The sequence below is a fragment of the Rhizobium sp. 862_C5_N1_2 genome, assembly GCF_051811205.1.
Classification (GTDB): domain Bacteria; phylum Pseudomonadota; class Alphaproteobacteria; order Rhizobiales; family Rhizobiaceae; genus Rhizobium; species Rhizobium leguminosarum.
Genome location: NZ_JBPWPT010000001.1, coordinates 4,775,548 through 4,792,180 on the forward strand (window position 1 = coordinate 4,775,548; position 16,633 = coordinate 4,792,180).

A 16,633-nucleotide genomic window follows, 5' to 3' on the forward strand; every position below is an offset into this window, starting at 1 on the left:
CGTAGCTCTGTCTAGAAGATCGGGCTCACGAGCGAAATGCCGTGAGCCTATCTGTATTGGGCAGATAAGAATTTGAGGCAGGTGAGAAGATGATCGTAGCCGCAATCCTTCTGGTTTTTCCGCTCTGCCTTGCTTTTGCGGCCATATCCGATCTGTTGACGATGACGATCCCGAACAGGGTATCGTTGATCATAGTGATTTCATTCGCCGTGTTGGCGCCATTGAGTGGAGTGGCTCTTCCGGCAATCGGAATGCATGCGCTGGGCGCCGCCATAGTGTTCGGCATTTGCTTTGCCCTGTTTGCGCTCAATGTGATGGGCGGTGGAGATGCGAAACTTTTGAGCGCAGCCGCGCTCTGGTTCGGTTGCGAGCCTGCTCTGCTGACTTTTCTGGCCTATGTCAGTGCCATCGGCGGCTTGGTCACGTTGGCGATCCTGTTGATCCGGTCACAGTCAAATACGATATTGGCCATCGGCCTTCCGATCCCCAATTCGCTGCTGCTTGCCAAGAAGGTTCCTTACGGCATCGCGATCGCGATCGGCGGTTTCATGGCCTTCCCCTCCTCGCCGCTCTTCATCGCCGCGCTGGAAAGCCTGAAATGACGGCATTTTAAATGCCCGTTAACTTAAAATGTAAGCGTTCCATTAACCATAATTATACCAATTGCTGAGCATTCTACAGGGCGAACATATCGTGCCCCGAGGAATGATCGATGAAACCGGCCCGCCTTATAATCCTAGCTGTCGCCGTGGTGGCAGCCGGCCTCGCCGGCCTCCTGGCAATGCGCATGGCGGGCAGTGGCGGTGTCGTCACCCAGGTCCGCTCGGTCGTCGAGAAGGAACCCACCGTCAACATCCTCGTCTCGAGCGCCAATCTGCCGGTCGGCGCACGGCTGGACGACAAGTTGGTGCACTGGATGGCCTGGCCGCAGGGCGGCGTCGTCCCGGGCCTCATCAGCGAAGCCGATAGGCCGGATGCGATCAGGGATCTGCAGGGCGCCGTCGTGCGTCTGCCGATCTTCGAAGGCGAACCGATCCGGCCGGAAAAGATCGCCGATTCCAGCAGCCGTATCCTCTCCTCGCTGTTGCCGGCCGGCAAGCGCGCCGTCGCGACCGAGATATCGGTAGCAACCGGCGCCGGCGGTTTCATCCTGCCGAACGACCGCGTCGATGTCATCATGGTCCGCAAGGGCACTGAGGCTGACAAGCTCATCACTGAAACCGTGTTGAGCAATGTCCGCGTCCTCGCCATCGACCAGCAGATCCAGGAAAAGGACGACGGCTCGAAATCGGTGGTCGGCACGACCGCGACGCTCGAACTCACCCCTGATCAAACGAAGGTTCTCGCCGTCGCCCAGCAGATGGCGGACCGGCTGTCGCTCGCGTTGCGCTCAGTCGCCGATGCGCAGGAGCAGGATACCAGCGCCGCCGACTACCTCCTGAGCGGTGACAACGGCAGTGCGATCATCCAGGTCATCAAATCGGGCGCCATCGTCACGGATGCCAGCGCAGCACCGAAGGCGGAGTAGAAGGACGTGCAAATGGGCAATTCAACGCGGCACGCCGGACTTCTCCTGACAGGCTGCCTCTCGTTGGCACTCGGCGTTTCCGGCACGGCGCCGGCCTCTTTCGTTCCGGTTCTCGGTGTAGGTGAGGCGCGTGCCGATTCCGAAAGCCTGGTCCGCATCTCGCAGACCGGCCGCGACGCTCACCGTCGGCTGAAGCTCGGGCTGAACAAGGCTGTCGTCGTCGATCTGCCGGAGGATGCGCATGATATCCTCGTCTCCGATCCAAGCATGGCCGATGCCGTCACCCGCACCTCGCGGCGCATTTACCTGTTCGGCAAGAAAGTCGGCCAGACGAACATCTTCATCTTCGGCGCCGGCGGACAGGAGATCGTCAATCTCGATATCGAGATCGAGCGCGACGTCTCCGGTCTCGAAGTCAATCTCCGTCGCTTCATTCCCGACTCCAACATCAACGTCGAAATCGTCTCCGACAACATCGTGCTGACCGGCACCGTGCGCACGCCGCAGGATGCCACACAGGCCGCCGATTTGGCGCAGGTCTTCCTGAAGGGCGGCGAGGCGACGACCAGAACCGAGACGGCATCCGGCACCGGCGGCGACAGCTCGGTGGCGCTCTTTGCCGAAAACCGTCAGACCTCGCAGGTCGTCAACCTCCTGCAGATTGAGGGCGAGGACCAGGTCACGCTCAAGGTGACGATTGCCGAGGTCCGCCGCGAGGTGCTGAAGCAGCTCGGCTTCGACAATTTGGTTTCCAACTCCTCCGGTATGACGGTCGCCCAGCTCGGCAGTCCGAGCACCGACAGCGCGACATCGACGGTTGGCGGTGGCCTGGCGGCGCTCTTCAAGAGCTCGATCGGCAAATATGACATTTCGACCTACCTCAACGCGCTGGAGCAGGCCAAGGTCGTCAAGACGCTTGCTGAACCGACGCTGACGGCGATATCGGGTCAGGCCGCGACCTTCAATTCCGGCGGCCAGCAGCTTTATTCGACGACCGACAGCGACGGCAACGTCACCGTCGTGCCGTTCAACTACGGTATCAATCTTGCCTTCAAGCCGGTCGTGTTGTCATCGGGACGCATCAGCCTGCAGATCAAGACCAACGTCTCCGAGCCGGTGGCCGGCAGCGGCAACGCCACCTATCAGCGCCGTTCTGCCGAGACTTCGGTGGAGCTGCCCTCGGGCGGTTCGATTGCGCTGGCCGGCCTTATCCGCGACAACGTTTCTCAAACGATGGGTGGCACCCCTGGCGTCTCGAAGATCCCGCTGCTCGGTACGCTCTTCCGCCAGAAGGGTTTCGAGCGTCAGGAAACCGAGCTCGTCATCATCGCAACGCCCTATCTGGTGCGTCCTGTAGCGCGCAATCAGCTCAACCGGCCCGACGACAATTTCAGCCCTGAGAATGATGGTGCGACCTTCTTCCTCAACCGTGTCAACAAGGTCTATGGCCGTCGTGAGGCGCCCGTCGCCGACGCTCAGTTCCACGGCTCGATCGGGTTCATCTACAAATGAGCGGGACGCGATCGGCAGCAATGTCAGAAAACAGAGATCAGGCGATGGCCCATATGAATTCGATGACACCCCACCTCGGTATCTCGAAGGCCCTTCTGGCCGCAGCCGTCATTTCGCTGGCCGTCCTTTCCGGATGTGCCGGCCCGCACGACCAACTGACGACTGGCGGCATTCCAGATGACTACCGCGCCCGCCACCCGATCATCGTTACGGAGGCGGAGCAGACGGTTGATATACCCGTCGCCTCCACCGATCGACGCCTGACCATTGCCCAGCGCGATCTCATACGCGGCTTTGCCGCAAACTACATCTCGCGCGCCTCAGGCCCGGTTTACGTGCTGTCGCCGCAAGGTTCGCCCAATTCGGCGGCAGCCTATCAGCTGCGCAATCAGGTCCGTGCCGAGCTGGCGTCGCGGGGGATCGCAAGCTCGAAGATTGTCAACACTTCCTATGCCGCCGCCGGTCCCGGCGATGCGGCGCCGATCCGGCTGAGTTTTACCGGCACCACCGCGGTCACCACGCAATGCGGTCAGTGGCCCAAGGACATCTCGAACGATTTAACCAACCAGAATTACTATAATTTCGGCTGCGCCTCGCAGAACAATCTGGCCGCCCAGATCGCCAATCCGGAGGATCTGGTGGCACCCCGCGGCATGACTCCGATCGACGCGCAGCGGCGCAATAATGCGATCCAGGAATACCGGACGACGACATCGACCATCGAAGATGTTGCCGACAGCAACAGCGGCTTCTGAGGCGGAACGGAACGATGAGCGCGATCGAATACGAAATCAGGAATCCCAGCGAGCTTCGCAACGCCGAGGAGGCGGTGCGTATGGCGGATCTGGAAAACATGCGGTCGCTGCCGCGCATCTCCGTCCATGCCTTCTGCGAAAGCGAGGTCCTCCAGCATGTCATGGAACGCTGCGCCAATGATCGGCGCGTGGCGAAGGTCAGCATGCGCATCACCAGCGGCGGCATCGCCGCTGCCGCCAACATGTTTTCCGGCGCCCCGACGCCGAACCTCATCATCCTTGAGACCAAGGCGAATGCCGCGAGCCTGCTTGCCGAACTCGCGCCGCTTGCCGCAGTCTGCGACCCGACGACCAAGGTCGTCATTATCGGTTATTACAACGATATCGGGCTTTATCGCGAGCTCATCCGCAACGGCATTTCCGAATATATGGTCCAGCCCGTCGCCATGCCTGATATCCTTGCGGCGATGGCCTCGATCTTCGTCGATCCGGACGCCGAGCCGCTCGGCCGCAGCATCGCCTTCATCGGCTCGAAGGGCGGCACCGGCGCCTCGACCATCGCGCATAATTGCGCCTTCGGCATCTCCAATCTCTTCTCCACCGAGACGATTCTCGCCGATCTCGACCTGCCCTATGGCACGGCGAACATCGATTTCGACCAGGATCCGGCCCAGGGCATCGCCGAAGCGGTCTTCGCGCCCGATCGTCTCGACGAAGTCTTCCTCGACCGCCTGCTGACGAAATGCTCCGAGCATCTTTCCCTGCTCGCGGCACCCTCGCTGCTCGACCGTGCCTATGACTTCGACGGCCAGGCCTTCCAGCCGGTGCTCGATGTCCTGCAGCGCAGCGCGCCGGTCACCGTGCTCGATGTTCCGCATACATGGTCGGAATGGACTCGTTCGGTGCTGTCGAGCGTCGACGAGGTGGTCATCACAGCGGTTCCCGATCTCGCCAACCTGCGCAACGCCAAGAACATGCTGGACGCGCTGCGCAAGATGCGGCCGAACGACAGGCCGCCGCATCTCATCCTCAATCAGGTCGGCATGCCGAAACGTCCGGAGATTTCGCCGTCGGATTTTTGTGAACCGCTGGAGATCGATCCGATCGCGATCATCCCCTTCGACATCAATCTCTTCGGTAACGCCGCCAATAGCGGCCGGATGATCTCCGAGGTCGACCCGAAGTCGCCGACGGCGGAAACCTTTTCGCAGATATCGCACATCGTCACCGGCCGTGTCGCGATCAAGAAGGCGAAGAAGGGCGGCCTGCTGGGCCTCCTGAAGCGCAAGTAGAACGAGCAGATTGGATCGAGCGGCATGTTTGGAAAACGCGGAAACGAAGGTTTCGGAAAGGTTGGAGGGACGATTGCTCCCCCGCCGCCGGCTCCGGCCGCCGCCCCTGCGGTCTCTTCCCCCTCCATTCTGGTCGAACCCTCGCGCGAGCCCGCACGCCAGCAGGTGACGCCGCCGCCGCTACAGACGCCGCAGCGCAAGCGCCCGGCCCGCACCGACGAATATTACGAGACCAAGGCGCAGGTCTTTTCCGCGCTGATCGATACGATCGATCTCTCGCAGCTTTCCAAGCTTGACGGAGAAAGCGCGCGCGAGGAAATCCGCGACATCGTCAACGACATCATCACCATCAAGAACTTTGCGATGTCCATCTCTGAGCAGGAGGAATTGCTCGAGGATATCTGCAACGACGTCCTGGGTTACGGCCCGCTGGAGCCGTTGCTGGCGCGCGACGACATCGCCGACATCATGGTCAATGGTGCTGGCCAGACCTTCATCGAAGTCGGTGGCAAGACGATCGAATCGGAGATCCGCTTCCGCGACAACGGGCAGCTTCTCTCGATCTGCCAGCGCATCGTCAGCCAGGTCGGCCGCCGTGTCGATGAATCGAGCCCGATCTGCGACGCCCGCCTGCCGGATGGTTCGCGCGTCAACGTCATCGCGCCGCCGCTATCGATCGACGGGCCGGCGCTCACCATCCGCAAGTTCAAGAAGGACAAGCTGACGCTCGATCAGCTCGTCCGTTTCGGCGCTATCACGCCGGAAGGCGCAACCGTGCTGCAGATCATCGGCCGCGTGCGCTGCAACGTCATCATCTCCGGCGGCACGGGCTCGGGCAAGACGACGCTGCTGAACTGCCTCACCAACTATATCGACAGGGATGAGCGCGTCATCACCTGCGAGGATACGGCGGAACTGCAGCTTCAACAGCCGCATGTCGTGCGTCTCGAAACGCGCCCACCGAATATCGAAGGCGAGGGCGAAATCACCATGCGCGATCTCGTCAAGAACTGCCTGCGTATGCGCCCTGAGCGCATCATCGTCGGCGAAGTGCGCGGACCGGAGGTTTTCGACCTGCTGCAGGCGATGAACACCGGTCACGACGGTTCGATGGGCACGATCCACGCCAATACGCCGCGCGAGTGCCTGAGCCGTATCGAGTCGATGATCGCCATGGGCGGCTTCACGCTGCCAGCAAAGACGGTGCGCGAGATCATCTCCACCTCGGTCGATATCGTCATCCAGGCAGCGCGCCTGCGCGACGGTTCGCGCCGCATCACTCAGATCACCGAGGTGGTCGGCATGGAAGGTGACGTCATTATCACCCAGGATCTGATGCGCTACGAGATCGAAGGCGAGGACGCGAACGGCCGCCTGATCGGCCGGCACATGTCGACCGGCGTCGGCAAGCCGCATTTCTGGGATCGCGCCCGCTACTTCAACGAGGAAAAGCGCCTTGCCGCCGCTCTCGACGCGATGGAAGCGAAAACGAAGGAATAGGCGGGATGTTCGGGTTCGATCCGATAGTGCTGGCAATCGTCGTCCTCGCCGCCATCTCCGCGGGCGCGGTGGCCTATGCCCTGTTGTTTTCCCGGATCGAGACTGACAAGAAATCGGCAAGCCGCATCAACCGCGTCAAGTCGGCCGAAAGCGACCGTGTCAAGGTCAAGGCTGCCCGCGACCGGGTGCAGGAGCTGTCGAAGCGCCGCAAATCGGTGCAGGACAATCTGAAGGACCTGGAAAAGCGTCAGCACGAAAAAACCAAGAAAACCCTGTCGATGAAATCCCGGCTGGTGCAGGCGGGCCTGACGATCACGGTGGCGAAATTCTATCTCATCAGCGCCATCTTCGCCTCCGTTCTGCTGCTCGTTGCCTTTATCGTTGGTGTATCGTGGATGGTCATGGTCGGTGTCGCCGTCGTCGCCGGTCTCGGTCTGCCGCGCTGGGTTCTCGGCTTCCTGATCAAGCGCCGCCAGAACAAGTTCCTCAACGAGCTCCCCAATGCACTTGACGTCATCATCCGCTCGATCAAATCGGGCTTGCCACTCAACGATGCGATCCGTCTTATCGCCACCGAAGGCACCGACCCGGTGAAAAGCGAATTCCGGCGCGTGATCGAGGCGCAGCAGGTGGGCCTCAGCATCCCCGACGCCTGCGCCCGCATGACGCTCCACATGCCGCTCCAGGAAGTCAATTTCTTTGCCATCGTCATCGCCATCCAGTCGCAGGCCGGCGGCAATCTCTCGGAAGCGATCGGCAATCTCTCCAAGGTCCTGCGTGATCGCAGGAAGATGAAAGCCAAGGTTTCGGCGCTCTCGATGGAAGCCAAGGCGTCGGCCTACATCATCGGCGCTCTGCCCTTCATCGTTGCGACTCTCGTCTACCTGACCTCGCCGAACTACATGATGATCCTTTTCACCGATCCGCGTGGCCATTTCATCATGGGTTTCTCGGCGATCTGGATGTCGATCGGCATCTTCTTCATGCGCAAAATGGTCAGTTTTGATATCTAGCCGGAAGGAAGCACCATGTCGCAGGACCTTGCCGCAACGCTCACCAATCCGAGCATGCTGATCGCACTTTTCGTGGCGATCGCCGTCTTTGCTACTTTTTATACGATCGCTGTCCCCTTCTTCGAGCGCGGCGATCTCAATAAGCGCATGAAGGCTGTTTCGACCGAGCGCGAGCAGATCCGCGCCCGCGAGCGCGCGCGCATGAACGCGGAAACCGGCGCTGGCAAGGCTTCGCTCAGGAGCCAGAACAACCGCTCGGTCCGCCAGATCGTCGAGCGTTTCAACTTGCGTAAGGCGCTCGTCGACGACAATACCGTCAACAAGCTGCGCGCCGCCGGTTTCCGCTCGGAGAATGCGCTGAATACCTTCCTCGTGGCGCGTTTCCTGCTGCCTTTCCTTTTCCTGGCGCTTGCTGCCTTCTGGGTCTTCGGCCTCGGCAATCTCGCCGAAAGGGGCATGGCTATCCGCCTCTTCGCCGTCATCGGCATCGGTTATCTCGGCTTCTACGCGCCGAATATCTTTATCTCGAACCGTATGGGCAAGCGCCAGCACTCGATCAAGCGCGCTTGGCCGGATGCGCTGGACCTAATGCTGATCTGCGTCGAATCCGGCATCTCGATCGAGGCCGCGATGCGTCGGGTGTCGGAAGAGCTCGGCGAGCAGTCGCCGGCGCTCGCCGAGGAGATGGTGCTGACCACGGCCGAGCTCTCCTTCCTGCCGGATCGCCGTGTGGCGCTCGAAAATCTTGCAACGCGCACCCAGATCGAGCTGGTGCGCTCGGTGACTCAGGCGCTGATCCAGGCCGATCGCTACGGCACCCCGGTCGCGCAGGCGCTACGCGTTCTCGCCCAGGAAGGACGCGACGAGCGCATGAACGAAGCGGAAAAGAAGGCGGCCGCCCTGCCGCCAAAACTGACGGTGCCGATGATCCTGTTCTTCCTGCCGGTGCTGATCGCCGTCATTCTCGGTCCGGCCGGCATCCAGGTGGCAGACAAGTTCTGACGGCTGCGCCGGCGCCGGAAAGCGGATACCGCTTCCGGCAGAGGACGATGTGCATCAAGGACTGTCGGTCCGATCCGCCGTCGGCAAACGCGCGTGACCGCCGCCGGCAGAGCTGGTAAATGGGATGGACGACCATCGCAGCCGCGGATGCAACCGCAGCGCTCTGGCGTTCGTTCAATCCAAAGGAGAGGTTTCCGATGTCTTCTGCGGGCATTTTCGTCAGCATCATGGCAGCCTTGGCGGTCGGCGCGATGAGCCCCGGCCCGAGCTTCGTCGTCGTCTCCAGGATTGCCATCTCGCGTTCGAGGCTGGATGGCCTTGCGGCCGCACTCGGCATGGGCGCCGGCGGGGTCGTTTTTGCCGTGCTGGCGCTTGCCGGGCTGACGGCGCTGCTGTCGCAGTTCGAATGGCTCTATATCCTGCTGAAGGTCGCAGGCGGCGCCTATCTCGTCTATATCGCTGTCAATATCTGGAGGAGCGCCGGTCAGCCGCTCGAGGTCTCCGACGCCGTCAACGGCAACCGCGCGCTGAAATTGAGCTTCACGACTGCGCTGCTGACCCAGCTCAGCAACCCGAAAACCATCATTGTCTATGCCAGCCTCTTTGCGGCACTTCTGCCGAGGACGGTGCCTCTCGATCTCATTGTCGCGCTGCCGCTCGGCGTCTTTGCAGTGGAGGCCGGGTGGTATTCGATCGTGGCCTTCGCCTTTTCGGCCCGCCACCCGCGGCGGCTCTATCTTGCCGCCAAGAGCTGGATCGACCGCACCGCGGGTGCCGTCATGGCCGGCCTCGGCCTCCGGCTCATTCTCGCGGGCGGTAAGTGATCGATAGGCTGGCGCGCGAGTGACTTCGGACGCTTCAAGCTCAGAGTAGATCCGGTCAGTTGGTATTGCTGCCGTCCGCTGCGCTAGGCGTCTTGTCCTTGGCGGCGAGTTTCTGCCAGGAATTCTGCTGCGAGAGCATGCCTCTGAGATAGGCGACATTGGCGTCGGCCTGCTGCGGCGAAAGTTCGCGCCGGGCGATCTGCTCGGCTTCCGGGAAGCGTCCCTGAAGGCCGACGACAAGGGCAAGGTTCTGCCTGACGCGGCTGTCGGCTGTGGGTTGGCCGGCGGCGGAGCGCAGGTAGGTTTCGGCCGTGCGCAAATCGCCGGTCAGCACATAGGACATGCCGAGGTTGGAAAGGATGGAGGGCTCGTTCGGCTGGATGTCGAGCGCGTCGCGGTAGCGCTGCCTGGCATCGCTTGCCCGGCCCATCTGGTCGAGGATCGCGCCTTGGGCCGAAATCAGCTTCCAGTCCGGACGGTCGGGTGTCTGGGCGCGGCCGATCGTGTCGAGCGCCTGCTGGAACTGGCCGGCCGCCGCCTGCGCCTTGCCGTAGGCGGCCAGCACGTTGCGGTCGCCGGGATTGGCAATGGCCACCTGCTGCATGACGGCGAGCGCCTGCGTGTCGCGGCCGTTCATGCGCAGCAGATTGGCATAATTGACCCCGGTGACGGGATCGCGCGGGTTCTTTTCATAGGCCTGGCCGAGCCGGTCCGTCGCCGAGCGCAGCTCCGTCGCGTCCATCTCTTCAACCGGCTTGGTGAGCTTCGGCACCGAGCCAGTTGTCATCCGGTCCTTGGTCGTCGAGCAGCCGGCAAGCGCAAGGACGATCAGCGAGGCCGCAGCGCCCTGCAGGATACGATTCGTGAATGTGGTGAGCGAGGCAGGCATGATGCGTTCCTGGATTCCGAAATCGGCGCCTGACCTCGAAGCGGAACAGGGAAAGGTTTGACGCAATCTTCGCTCCAGCAATAGTCTGTTAACCCTAACAGACCGTTAAGGAACGATTCCTTACGACCGCCGAAGGACAATCATGGCCCCCTATCAGTTCATCGAGAGACCGACCCCTTTCAACACGAAGGGCGGTTTGACGCTGCCGATCTTTGCCGTCACGCCTGCCCATATCGAGACCGGCACGATCGATCCGATCGCGCTCGATTGGGCGCGCCGGGCAGGCTACAAGGCCGAAAGTGGGTCGCTGCTGCTGATCCCGACGGCCGAAGGCCATCTCGGCGGCGCGCTTTACGGCCTTGGCACCAATCCATCCGAGCAGCCTTACATCACAGGCCGGCTCGCTCGTGCGCTGCCGGCCGGCGACTGGCACATCGAGACCGCGCCGCTGACGGCAAATCGCCTGGCTCTCGGCTTTGGGCTCGGCAGCTACCGTTTCGACCGTTACAAATCCGAAAAATCGCCGGCGGCGACGCTGATGATCCCCCGCGATGCCGACGCCGCCGACATCAAGCGCCAGCTCGCCGGCGTCTTTCTTGCCCGCGACCTGATCAATACCCCGACGAATGACATGGGGCCGGTACAACTCGAGGCCGTTTTCCGTGGCCTGGCCGAACATTACAAGGCGGAGGTATCGGTTATTACGGGCGACGACCTGCTCAAGCAAAACTTCCCGCTGGTCCATACCGTTGGCCGCGCCAGCGCCGATGCGCCGCGCCTTCTCGAACTGCGCTGGGGCAAGAGGGGCCATCGCAAGGTGACGCTCGTCGGCAAGGGCGTCTGCTTCGACACCGGCGGTCTCGACATCAAGCCTGCCGCCTCCATGCTGCTGATGAAGAAGGACATGGGCGGCGCGGCGAATGTCATGGGGCTTGCCCTGATGATCATGGACGCCAAGCTGAAGGTCGACCTGCGCGTCATCGTCCCTGTCGTCGAAAACGCGATCTCGTCCAATGCCTTCCGGCCCGGCGACATCTATCGGAGCCGCAAGGGCCTGACCGTCCAGATCGACAATACCGACGCCGAAGGCCGTTTGATCCTTGCCGATGCGCTTGCCTATGCAGATGAGGAAGAACCCGATCTGTTGATCGACATGGCGACGCTGACCGGCGCTGCCCGCGTTGCCCTTGGCCCGGATCTCCCGCCCTTCTTCACCGACGACGCCAATCTGGCCCATGATCTGACCGAAGCGAGCCTGGAAACCGACGATCCGATCTGGCGCCTGCCGCTCTATTCCGGCTACGAAAAGGATATCCGCACCAAGTTCGCCGATCTTACCAATGCCCCCGCCGGCGGCATGGCGGGGGCGATTACCGCAGCCCTCTTCCTCAAGCGTTTCGTCAGCAAGGCGAAGAGTTGGGCGCATTTCGACATTTACGGCTGGGCTCAAGCCGAACGACCACATTCGCCGGGCGGCGGCGAGGCACAGGCGATCCGCGCGCTCTTTCACCATATCCGCGAGAGCTTGCGCTGATGCTATGCTAAAGCGCGTCGCGATCTCTCAGATCCACTCCATGCGCTTTAAGTCTTTGTTTTACGCATGTCGTATCGCAAAACCGCTGCACAGTTTGGCGCAACATGCTTTAGAAATAAGCGCTGAGGCGCATCGCGTGATCCCTGTTCACGCGCTGCGCCTCGCTGCCGATCGCTAAAATTTTATTCACCCTGCCAGGCGGCAATTTCCAGCGCCCCTTGCATGTGCATGGCAACTACCGGAAAATGGAACGCTAGCGTAACGATCTTCCGGAGGGGCCGTGCCGATCGAACTGACCGCCTCGCAGGCGCTGGGGCTCTGGCATGGCGCGGCGCTCGATCAGGTCCGCCACGACGATCGCGATTTGACGTTGCGCCAGATGGCGATCCTGCTGCATATTTATCTGGTGCCGCCGCCGCACACGGTGCGCGGGCTTGCCGCCACACTTGATGTCACCAAGCCGGTCATCACCCGCGCCTTGGATACGATGGGCGAGATGGGCCTGGTCGACCGTGTGCGTGACGATGCCGACCGGCGCAACGTGATCATCAAGCGCACCGTCGGCGGTGCGCTTTACCTGGAAAAGCTCGGCGATCTCATACGAGATCAGGCCCGCCGGCTGCCGATCTGAAAGGAATGCGAATGACGATGCTCGACCGCCGCCTGCATGCCTACCGGCCTGATCTCGCGGAAGCCGGCCTCGAAGGCAAGGTCGAGGCGTCGCGCTTTGTGAAGGGCGCGCCGGCGCGTGTCGCCGTTCCTGTCCTGGCCGTGCGCCCTGAACCGGACCTTGCCCGCGGCATCGATACGGAACTGCTTCTCGGCGAGGATGTGACGGTTTTCGATCGCGCCGACGGCTGGTGCTGGGTGAAAGCCGCCGCGGACGGTTATGTCGGCTATGTCGCGGCGGACGCGCTCTTAGAAGGCAGGCCGGCACCGACCCATATCGTCACCGTGCAGCGCACCTTCGTCTATCCCGAACCGGAACTGCGCAAGCCCCACCAGGCCATCGTGTCGATGGGAAGCCGCGTCTACGTCGCCGGCGAGGCGGAAGCGCGGGGCAATCGCTACGTCGTGCTCGAGGACGGAACGGCGATCTTTGCCAAGCACGTCCAGCCGATCGGCGCTCTCGATGGCGCCGATTACGTGGAGATAGTCGCCCGTTTCCTGGAAACGCCCTACCTCTGGGGCGGACGTTCCGGCCTCGGCATCGATTGCTCCGGCCTCGTCCAGCTGGCGATGCTGATGACGGGCAGAGCTGCGCCGCGCGATGCCGACCTGCAGGCGGCGGGCCTCGGCCAGCCGATCGATCGCTCCGAAATCCGCCGTGGCGACCTGGTATTCTGGAAGGGCCATGTCGCCGTCTTCGAGGATCCGGAAACCATTCTGCACGCCAACGGCCATAGCATGACGGTGGCGCGCGAGAATTTCGCGGCCGCCGTCGAGCGCATCGGCTGGCTCTACGAGCAACCGACCGGCTATCGCCGCCCGATCAGCTGATCGGAGGTCGCGGCCAGGATCTTACCCCGCCGGTCCAGTCCTCGAAGGCTTTCGACAGCCTCAGCACCCGCATGTCGTCGAAACGCGGCCCGACGATCTGCAGGCCGATCGGCATCCCTGATCGGGAGAAACCGCAATTGATCGACGCGGCCGGCTGCTCCGACATGTTCCACGGCACGGTGAAACCGATATGCTCGAACGGCAGGGCCGGATCGTTGGTCGGCGATGCCCATTCGGCCGGATAGGAGATGATCGGATTGGTCGGCGAAAGCAGGGCGTCGACCTCGGTAAACAGCTGTCCGCAGCTCTTGCGCATCTCGATCGTCTGGTTGAAGCCCCTGACCGCATCGACACCGCTGATGTCGGCGCCGCCCATCGCCCAATCCCTGATATAGGGCAGGATGCTGTCGCGCCTGATGTCGTCGAGCTCGGCGATATCGCCCCAGAACCGGGACCGCCAGAATTTGTCGAGGCCATCCAGCATCGCGCGCGTCAGCACCGGCTGGACTGATACAATGGTCGCGCCGGCCTTCTCGAACTGTTGCGCCGCCGCTTCGACTGCGACCCTGATCTCGTCCTCCACCGTAAGCCCGCAGCCGGCATCGAGCATTAGCCCGATCTTCATGCCCGATAGGTCGATGTCGAGATCCATCCAGTTGAAATCGTTCGGCGGCAGACTGGTGCCGTCGCGCCAGTCCGGCCGTGACAGCGTCGCCATCGAAAAGGCCGCATCCTCGACCGTGCGCGCCATCGGCCCGACGCAGCGCCCGACATAATAGGGATCGGCCGGAATGCGCCCATGGCTCGGCTTGAAGCCGAAGATGCCGGTCCAGCCGGCGGGAAGGCGCACCGAGCCGCCGATATCGGTGCCGATATGCAGCGGTCCATAGCCGGCCGCCGCCGCTGCGGAAGCCCCGGCGCTCGATCCGCCGGGATTCTGCGCGGTGTTCCAGGGATTGCGGCTGAGAGGATGAAAGCTCGAAAGCCCGGAGGAAAGCATGCCGTAATCAGGGCAGGTGGTCTTGGCGAAGATCACCGCGCCGTCTTCGCGCAGTCGGGCGGCGGCCGGTGCGTCGGCGTCCGCCGGCTTCAGTTCCACTGCCCTCGTTCCGAGCGGCACCGGCTGGCCCTTCGTGGCGATCAGCTCTTTCAGCGTCACCGGGATGCCGTCGAGGGGGCCCAGCGTTTCTCCCTTGGCCCAGCGCTCCGTCGACGCTTTCGCCTGCGCGCGCGCCGATTCCGGATCGTAGAGGTAGAGTGCCGAAATCGAAGGCTCCCAGGCCGCTATATGGCCTTCGAGGGAAAGCCAGTATTCGAGAGGGGAGAGGCTCTTATCGGTGAAGCGCCGCCTGAGTTCGCGAATGGTAAGGTCGGTTTCGGTCATGGCATGGTCTTTCGGGCTTTTCGTCTTGGGAGGACATCAGCGGCTCGCCTCGCGCGGGTCGAGCAGATCGCGCAAACCGTCGCCGAGCATGTTGAAGCCGAAGACGGTGAGCGCGATGGCAAGGCCGGGCAGGATCGCCAGCCAGGGGGCGAGCGCCAGATAGGTTTGCGCATCGGCAAGCATCCGGCCCCAGGTCGGCGCCGGCGGCGCCATGCCGAGCCCAAGGAAGCTGAGCCCCGCTTCGGTGAGGATCGCCAGCCCCAGCTGGATCGCGCCATGCACGATGATCTGGCTCATGATATTCGGCAGCACATGGCGTAGCGAAATGGTCAGGCGCGTATTGCCGATCGCGCGCGCCGCCGTCACATAGTCGCGGCTCCAGGCCTGCAGCGAGGTCGCGAGTGTGACGCGGGCAAAGACCGGGATCATGAAGACGGCAATCGCGGCGATCGCGGTGAACCGCCCCGGCCCGAGAAAGGCGCCGAGCACCATGGCGGACAGGATCGGCGGCAAGGCGAAGATGACGTCGCAGATGCGCATCAGCAACGCCTCGAAAGGACCGCGGATCGCCGCCGCCGAAATGCCGGCGATCGAGCCGAGCGTCCCGCCGATCGCCACCGCGGTAATGGCGATCGACAGTGAATTCCAGCAGCCTGCCATCAGCATCGAAAGCACATCGCGGCCGAACTGGTCCGTGCCGAGCAGGCCGAAGGCAAGCGGTGGCTGCAGCTTGTGGATGATCTGCATTTTCGCCGGCGGCAGCGGCGTCCAGACAAGCGACAGCAGTGCAACGGTGACCAGCAGGCCGATGATGACAGCCCCTGAAATCAGGTTCATTCGCCGGCTAAGTCTAAAGACCCGGCGGCGGCTCATGATTGCGGTGGATACGACCGGTGCCATGTGTCAGGCCGCCTTTCTCATCCTGGGATCAATCGCCAGATAGGAGAGATCGACGATGAAATTCATCACGATGACAAGACCTGCGAAAAACAGCACGACATCCTGCATCACGATGATGTCGCGCTGGGAGAGCGCCTGCAGCGCGAGCCGCCCGAGGCCGGGCAGGTTGAAGACGTTTTCCACCAGCACCGCGCCGGCGACGAGAAAGGTGAATTGCAGCCCGATCATTGTCAGGATCGGGATCAGCGCGTTCGGCACGATATGCCGCCACAGCACTGCACTGCGTGACAGTCCCTTGGCCACGGCGGTGCGGGCAAAATCCTCATGCATCGTATCGAGCACCGCCGAGCGCGCCACCCGCGTCAACACACCCGCTTGCGGCATCGCCAGCGCGACGGCGGGCATAACCAGCGCCTGCAATGCCGGCATCAGCCCGGCGCTCCAGCCCGGGAAGCCGCCGGCCGGCATCAGCCCGAGCATCGTCGAAAACAGGATGATCAACAGCAGTGCCACCCAGAAGGCGGGCACGGCGATGCTGATCTGCGAAAACAGCGTTGCGATGATGTCGAAGACACCGCCGCGGCGCGAGGCGGCCAGCACCCCGAGCGGCAAGGCAATCGCCACAGAAAGCATAATCGCCATCAGCGCCAGCGGCAGCGTCACTGCCAGCCGCTCGACGATCAATCCCGCGACTGGCACGCCATAAGTTAAGGAATTGCCAAGATTGCCGGAGAGCACGCCGGTCAACCATTGCCCGTAGCGCAGCAGCAGCGGCTGATCGAGCCCGAGATCGTGGCGCAGTGCGGCAAGCGTTTCAGGTGTTGCCGAGGTGCCGAGCATGATCGAGGCGGGATCACCGGGCAGAAGATCCATGACGGCGAAGATCAGCAGTGAGACGACGACGAGGGTGACGAGGAGACCGGCGAAGCGGCGGGCGAGGAGTGAGATCATGCTTGCCACACTTTCGATGTGGAACGGGGAGGGCTGCGACCGGCATCGA

Annotated in this window: 16 protein-coding genes; 12 read left to right on the forward strand and 4 right to left on the reverse strand. The window is 62.6% G+C overall.

The window, feature by feature from the left end; translation table 11 throughout:
- Window positions 1–89: 89 nt before the first annotated feature.
- From ACD590_RS23425 to ACD590_RS23465, 9 genes are all read left to right on the forward strand, one after another.
- Window positions 90–602 (forward strand): A24 family peptidase, encoded by a 513-nt coding sequence (locus ACD590_RS23425; protein WP_026230915.1) that lies wholly within the window; start codon window positions 90–92, stop codon window positions 600–602.
- 110 nt (window positions 603–712) lie between these two features.
- Window positions 713–1,528, forward strand: coding sequence for a Flp pilus assembly protein CpaB (gene cpaB / locus ACD590_RS23430; protein WP_018244342.1), 816 nt, complete (start codon window positions 713–715; stop codon window positions 1,526–1,528).
- Between the two features lie 12 nt (window positions 1,529–1,540).
- Window positions 1,541–3,040, forward strand: coding sequence for a type II and III secretion system protein family protein (locus ACD590_RS23435; RefSeq protein WP_032998270.1), 1,500 nt, complete (start codon window positions 1,541–1,543; stop codon window positions 3,038–3,040).
- Window positions 3,037–3,795 (forward strand): CpaD family pilus assembly protein, encoded by a 759-nt coding sequence (locus ACD590_RS23440; protein ID WP_028731803.1) that lies wholly within the window; start codon window positions 3,037–3,039, stop codon window positions 3,793–3,795. The genes ACD590_RS23435 and ACD590_RS23440 overlap by 4 nt, the downstream gene beginning before the upstream one ends.
- Before the next feature lie 14 nt (window positions 3,796–3,809).
- Window positions 3,810–5,087: an AAA family ATPase gene (locus ACD590_RS23445; protein WP_028731802.1), complete on the forward strand. Its 1,278-nt coding sequence runs from the start codon at window positions 3,810–3,812 to the stop codon at window positions 5,085–5,087.
- A 24-nt stretch (window positions 5,088–5,111) separates the two neighbouring features.
- Complete coding sequence (locus tag ACD590_RS23450; RefSeq protein ID WP_028731801.1) at window positions 5,112–6,587, forward strand: CpaF family protein; 1,476 nt, start codon at window positions 5,112–5,114, stop codon at window positions 6,585–6,587.
- Window positions 6,588–6,592: 5 nt separating this feature from the next.
- Window positions 6,593–7,600, forward strand: a complete 1,008-nt coding sequence (locus ACD590_RS23455) for a type II secretion system F family protein (protein WP_028731800.1) — start codon at window positions 6,593–6,595, stop codon at window positions 7,598–7,600.
- A 15-nt stretch (window positions 7,601–7,615) separates the two neighbouring features.
- Window positions 7,616–8,602 (forward strand): type II secretion system F family protein, encoded by a 987-nt coding sequence (locus ACD590_RS23460; protein ID WP_028731799.1) that lies wholly within the window; start codon window positions 7,616–7,618, stop codon window positions 8,600–8,602.
- A gap of 197 nt (window positions 8,603–8,799) precedes the next feature.
- Window positions 8,800–9,426, forward strand: a complete 627-nt coding sequence (locus ACD590_RS23465) for a LysE family translocator (RefSeq protein WP_028731798.1) — start codon at window positions 8,800–8,802, stop codon at window positions 9,424–9,426.
- A gap of 55 nt (window positions 9,427–9,481) precedes the next feature.
- Here the strand turns inward: ACD590_RS23465 and ACD590_RS23470 are convergent, their stop codons facing one another.
- Window positions 9,482–10,315, reverse strand: a complete 834-nt coding sequence (locus ACD590_RS23470) for a tetratricopeptide repeat protein (RefSeq protein WP_028731797.1) — start codon at window positions 10,313–10,315, stop codon at window positions 9,482–9,484.
- Window positions 10,316–10,457: 142 nt separating this feature from the next.
- On the opposite strand from ACD590_RS23470, the gene ACD590_RS23475 reads away from it, so the two are divergent.
- The 3 genes from ACD590_RS23475 to ACD590_RS23485 all read left to right on the forward strand — a co-directional run bounded on the left by ACD590_RS23475 (window position 10,458) and on the right by ACD590_RS23485 (window position 13,349).
- Window positions 10,458–11,849: a leucyl aminopeptidase family protein gene (locus ACD590_RS23475; RefSeq protein WP_247266368.1), complete on the forward strand. Its 1,392-nt coding sequence runs from the start codon at window positions 10,458–10,460 to the stop codon at window positions 11,847–11,849.
- 280 nt (window positions 11,850–12,129) lie between these two features.
- A complete protein-coding gene (locus ACD590_RS23480; protein ID WP_003544522.1) occupies window positions 12,130–12,480 on the forward strand; it encodes a MarR family transcriptional regulator in 351 nt (116 codons plus the stop codon).
- Window positions 12,481–12,491: 11 nt separating this feature from the next.
- Window positions 12,492–13,349 carry a C40 family peptidase gene (locus ACD590_RS23485; RefSeq protein ID WP_028731795.1) on the forward strand — a complete coding sequence of 286 codons (858 nt, stop codon included), beginning with the start codon at window positions 12,492–12,494 and terminating at the stop codon, window positions 13,347–13,349.
- Here the strand turns inward: ACD590_RS23485 and ACD590_RS23490 are convergent.
- From ACD590_RS23490 to ACD590_RS23500, 3 genes are read right to left on the reverse strand one after another with little or no spacing between them, the layout of a single operon-like run.
- Window positions 13,342–14,733: an amidase gene (locus tag ACD590_RS23490; protein ID WP_028731794.1), complete on the reverse strand. Its 1,392-nt coding sequence runs from the start codon at window positions 14,731–14,733 to the stop codon at window positions 13,342–13,344. The genes ACD590_RS23485 and ACD590_RS23490 overlap by 8 nt on opposite strands.
- 36 nt (window positions 14,734–14,769) lie before the next feature.
- Complete coding sequence (locus ACD590_RS23495; protein ID WP_247266367.1) at window positions 14,770–15,633, reverse strand: ABC transporter permease; 864 nt, start codon at window positions 15,631–15,633, stop codon at window positions 14,770–14,772.
- 3 nt (window positions 15,634–15,636) lie between these two features.
- Window positions 15,637–16,584 (reverse strand): ABC transporter permease, encoded by a 948-nt coding sequence (locus ACD590_RS23500; RefSeq protein ID WP_028731792.1) that lies wholly within the window; start codon window positions 16,582–16,584, stop codon window positions 15,637–15,639.
- Between the last annotated feature and the right edge of the window lie 49 nt (window positions 16,585–16,633).

What these genes read in the sequence shown, in the direction of transcription:
- ACD590_RS23460 (WP_028731799.1), top strand. Translation starts at nt 7,616, where the DNA reads ATGTCGCAGGACCTTGCCGCAACGCTCACCAATCCGAGCATGCTGATC.
- ACD590_RS23450 (WP_028731801.1), top strand. Translation starts at nt 5,112, where the DNA reads ATGTTTGGAAAACGCGGAAACGAAGGTTTCGGAAAGGTTGGAGGGACG.
- ACD590_RS23485 (WP_028731795.1), top strand. Translation starts at nt 12,492, where the DNA reads ATGACGATGCTCGACCGCCGCCTGCATGCCTACCGGCCTGATCTCGCG.
- ACD590_RS23470 (WP_028731797.1), bottom strand. Translation starts at nt 10,315, where the DNA reads ATGCCTGCCTCGCTCACCACATTCACGAATCGTATCCTGCAGGGCGCT.
- ACD590_RS23500 (WP_028731792.1), bottom strand. Translation starts at nt 16,584, where the DNA reads ATGATCTCACTCCTCGCCCGCCGCTTCGCCGGTCTCCTCGTCACCCTC.
- ACD590_RS23490 (WP_028731794.1), bottom strand. Translation starts at nt 14,733, where the DNA reads ATGACCGAAACCGACCTTACCATTCGCGAACTCAGGCGGCGCTTCACC.
- ACD590_RS23475 (WP_247266368.1), top strand. Translation starts at nt 10,458, where the DNA reads ATGGCCCCCTATCAGTTCATCGAGAGACCGACCCCTTTCAACACGAAG.
- cpaB (WP_018244342.1), top strand. Translation starts at nt 713, where the DNA reads ATGAAACCGGCCCGCCTTATAATCCTAGCTGTCGCCGTGGTGGCAGCC.
- ACD590_RS23425 (WP_026230915.1), top strand. Translation starts at nt 90, where the DNA reads ATGATCGTAGCCGCAATCCTTCTGGTTTTTCCGCTCTGCCTTGCTTTT.
- ACD590_RS23445 (WP_028731802.1), top strand. Translation starts at nt 3,810, where the DNA reads ATGAGCGCGATCGAATACGAAATCAGGAATCCCAGCGAGCTTCGCAAC.
- ACD590_RS23455 (WP_028731800.1), top strand. Translation starts at nt 6,593, where the DNA reads ATGTTCGGGTTCGATCCGATAGTGCTGGCAATCGTCGTCCTCGCCGCC.
- ACD590_RS23440 (WP_028731803.1), top strand. Translation starts at nt 3,037, where the DNA reads ATGAGCGGGACGCGATCGGCAGCAATGTCAGAAAACAGAGATCAGGCG.
- ACD590_RS23435 (WP_032998270.1), top strand. Translation starts at nt 1,541, where the DNA reads ATGGGCAATTCAACGCGGCACGCCGGACTTCTCCTGACAGGCTGCCTC.
- ACD590_RS23465 (WP_028731798.1), top strand. Translation starts at nt 8,800, where the DNA reads ATGTCTTCTGCGGGCATTTTCGTCAGCATCATGGCAGCCTTGGCGGTC.
- ACD590_RS23495 (WP_247266367.1), bottom strand. Translation starts at nt 15,633, where the DNA reads ATGGCACCGGTCGTATCCACCGCAATCATGAGCCGCCGCCGGGTCTTT.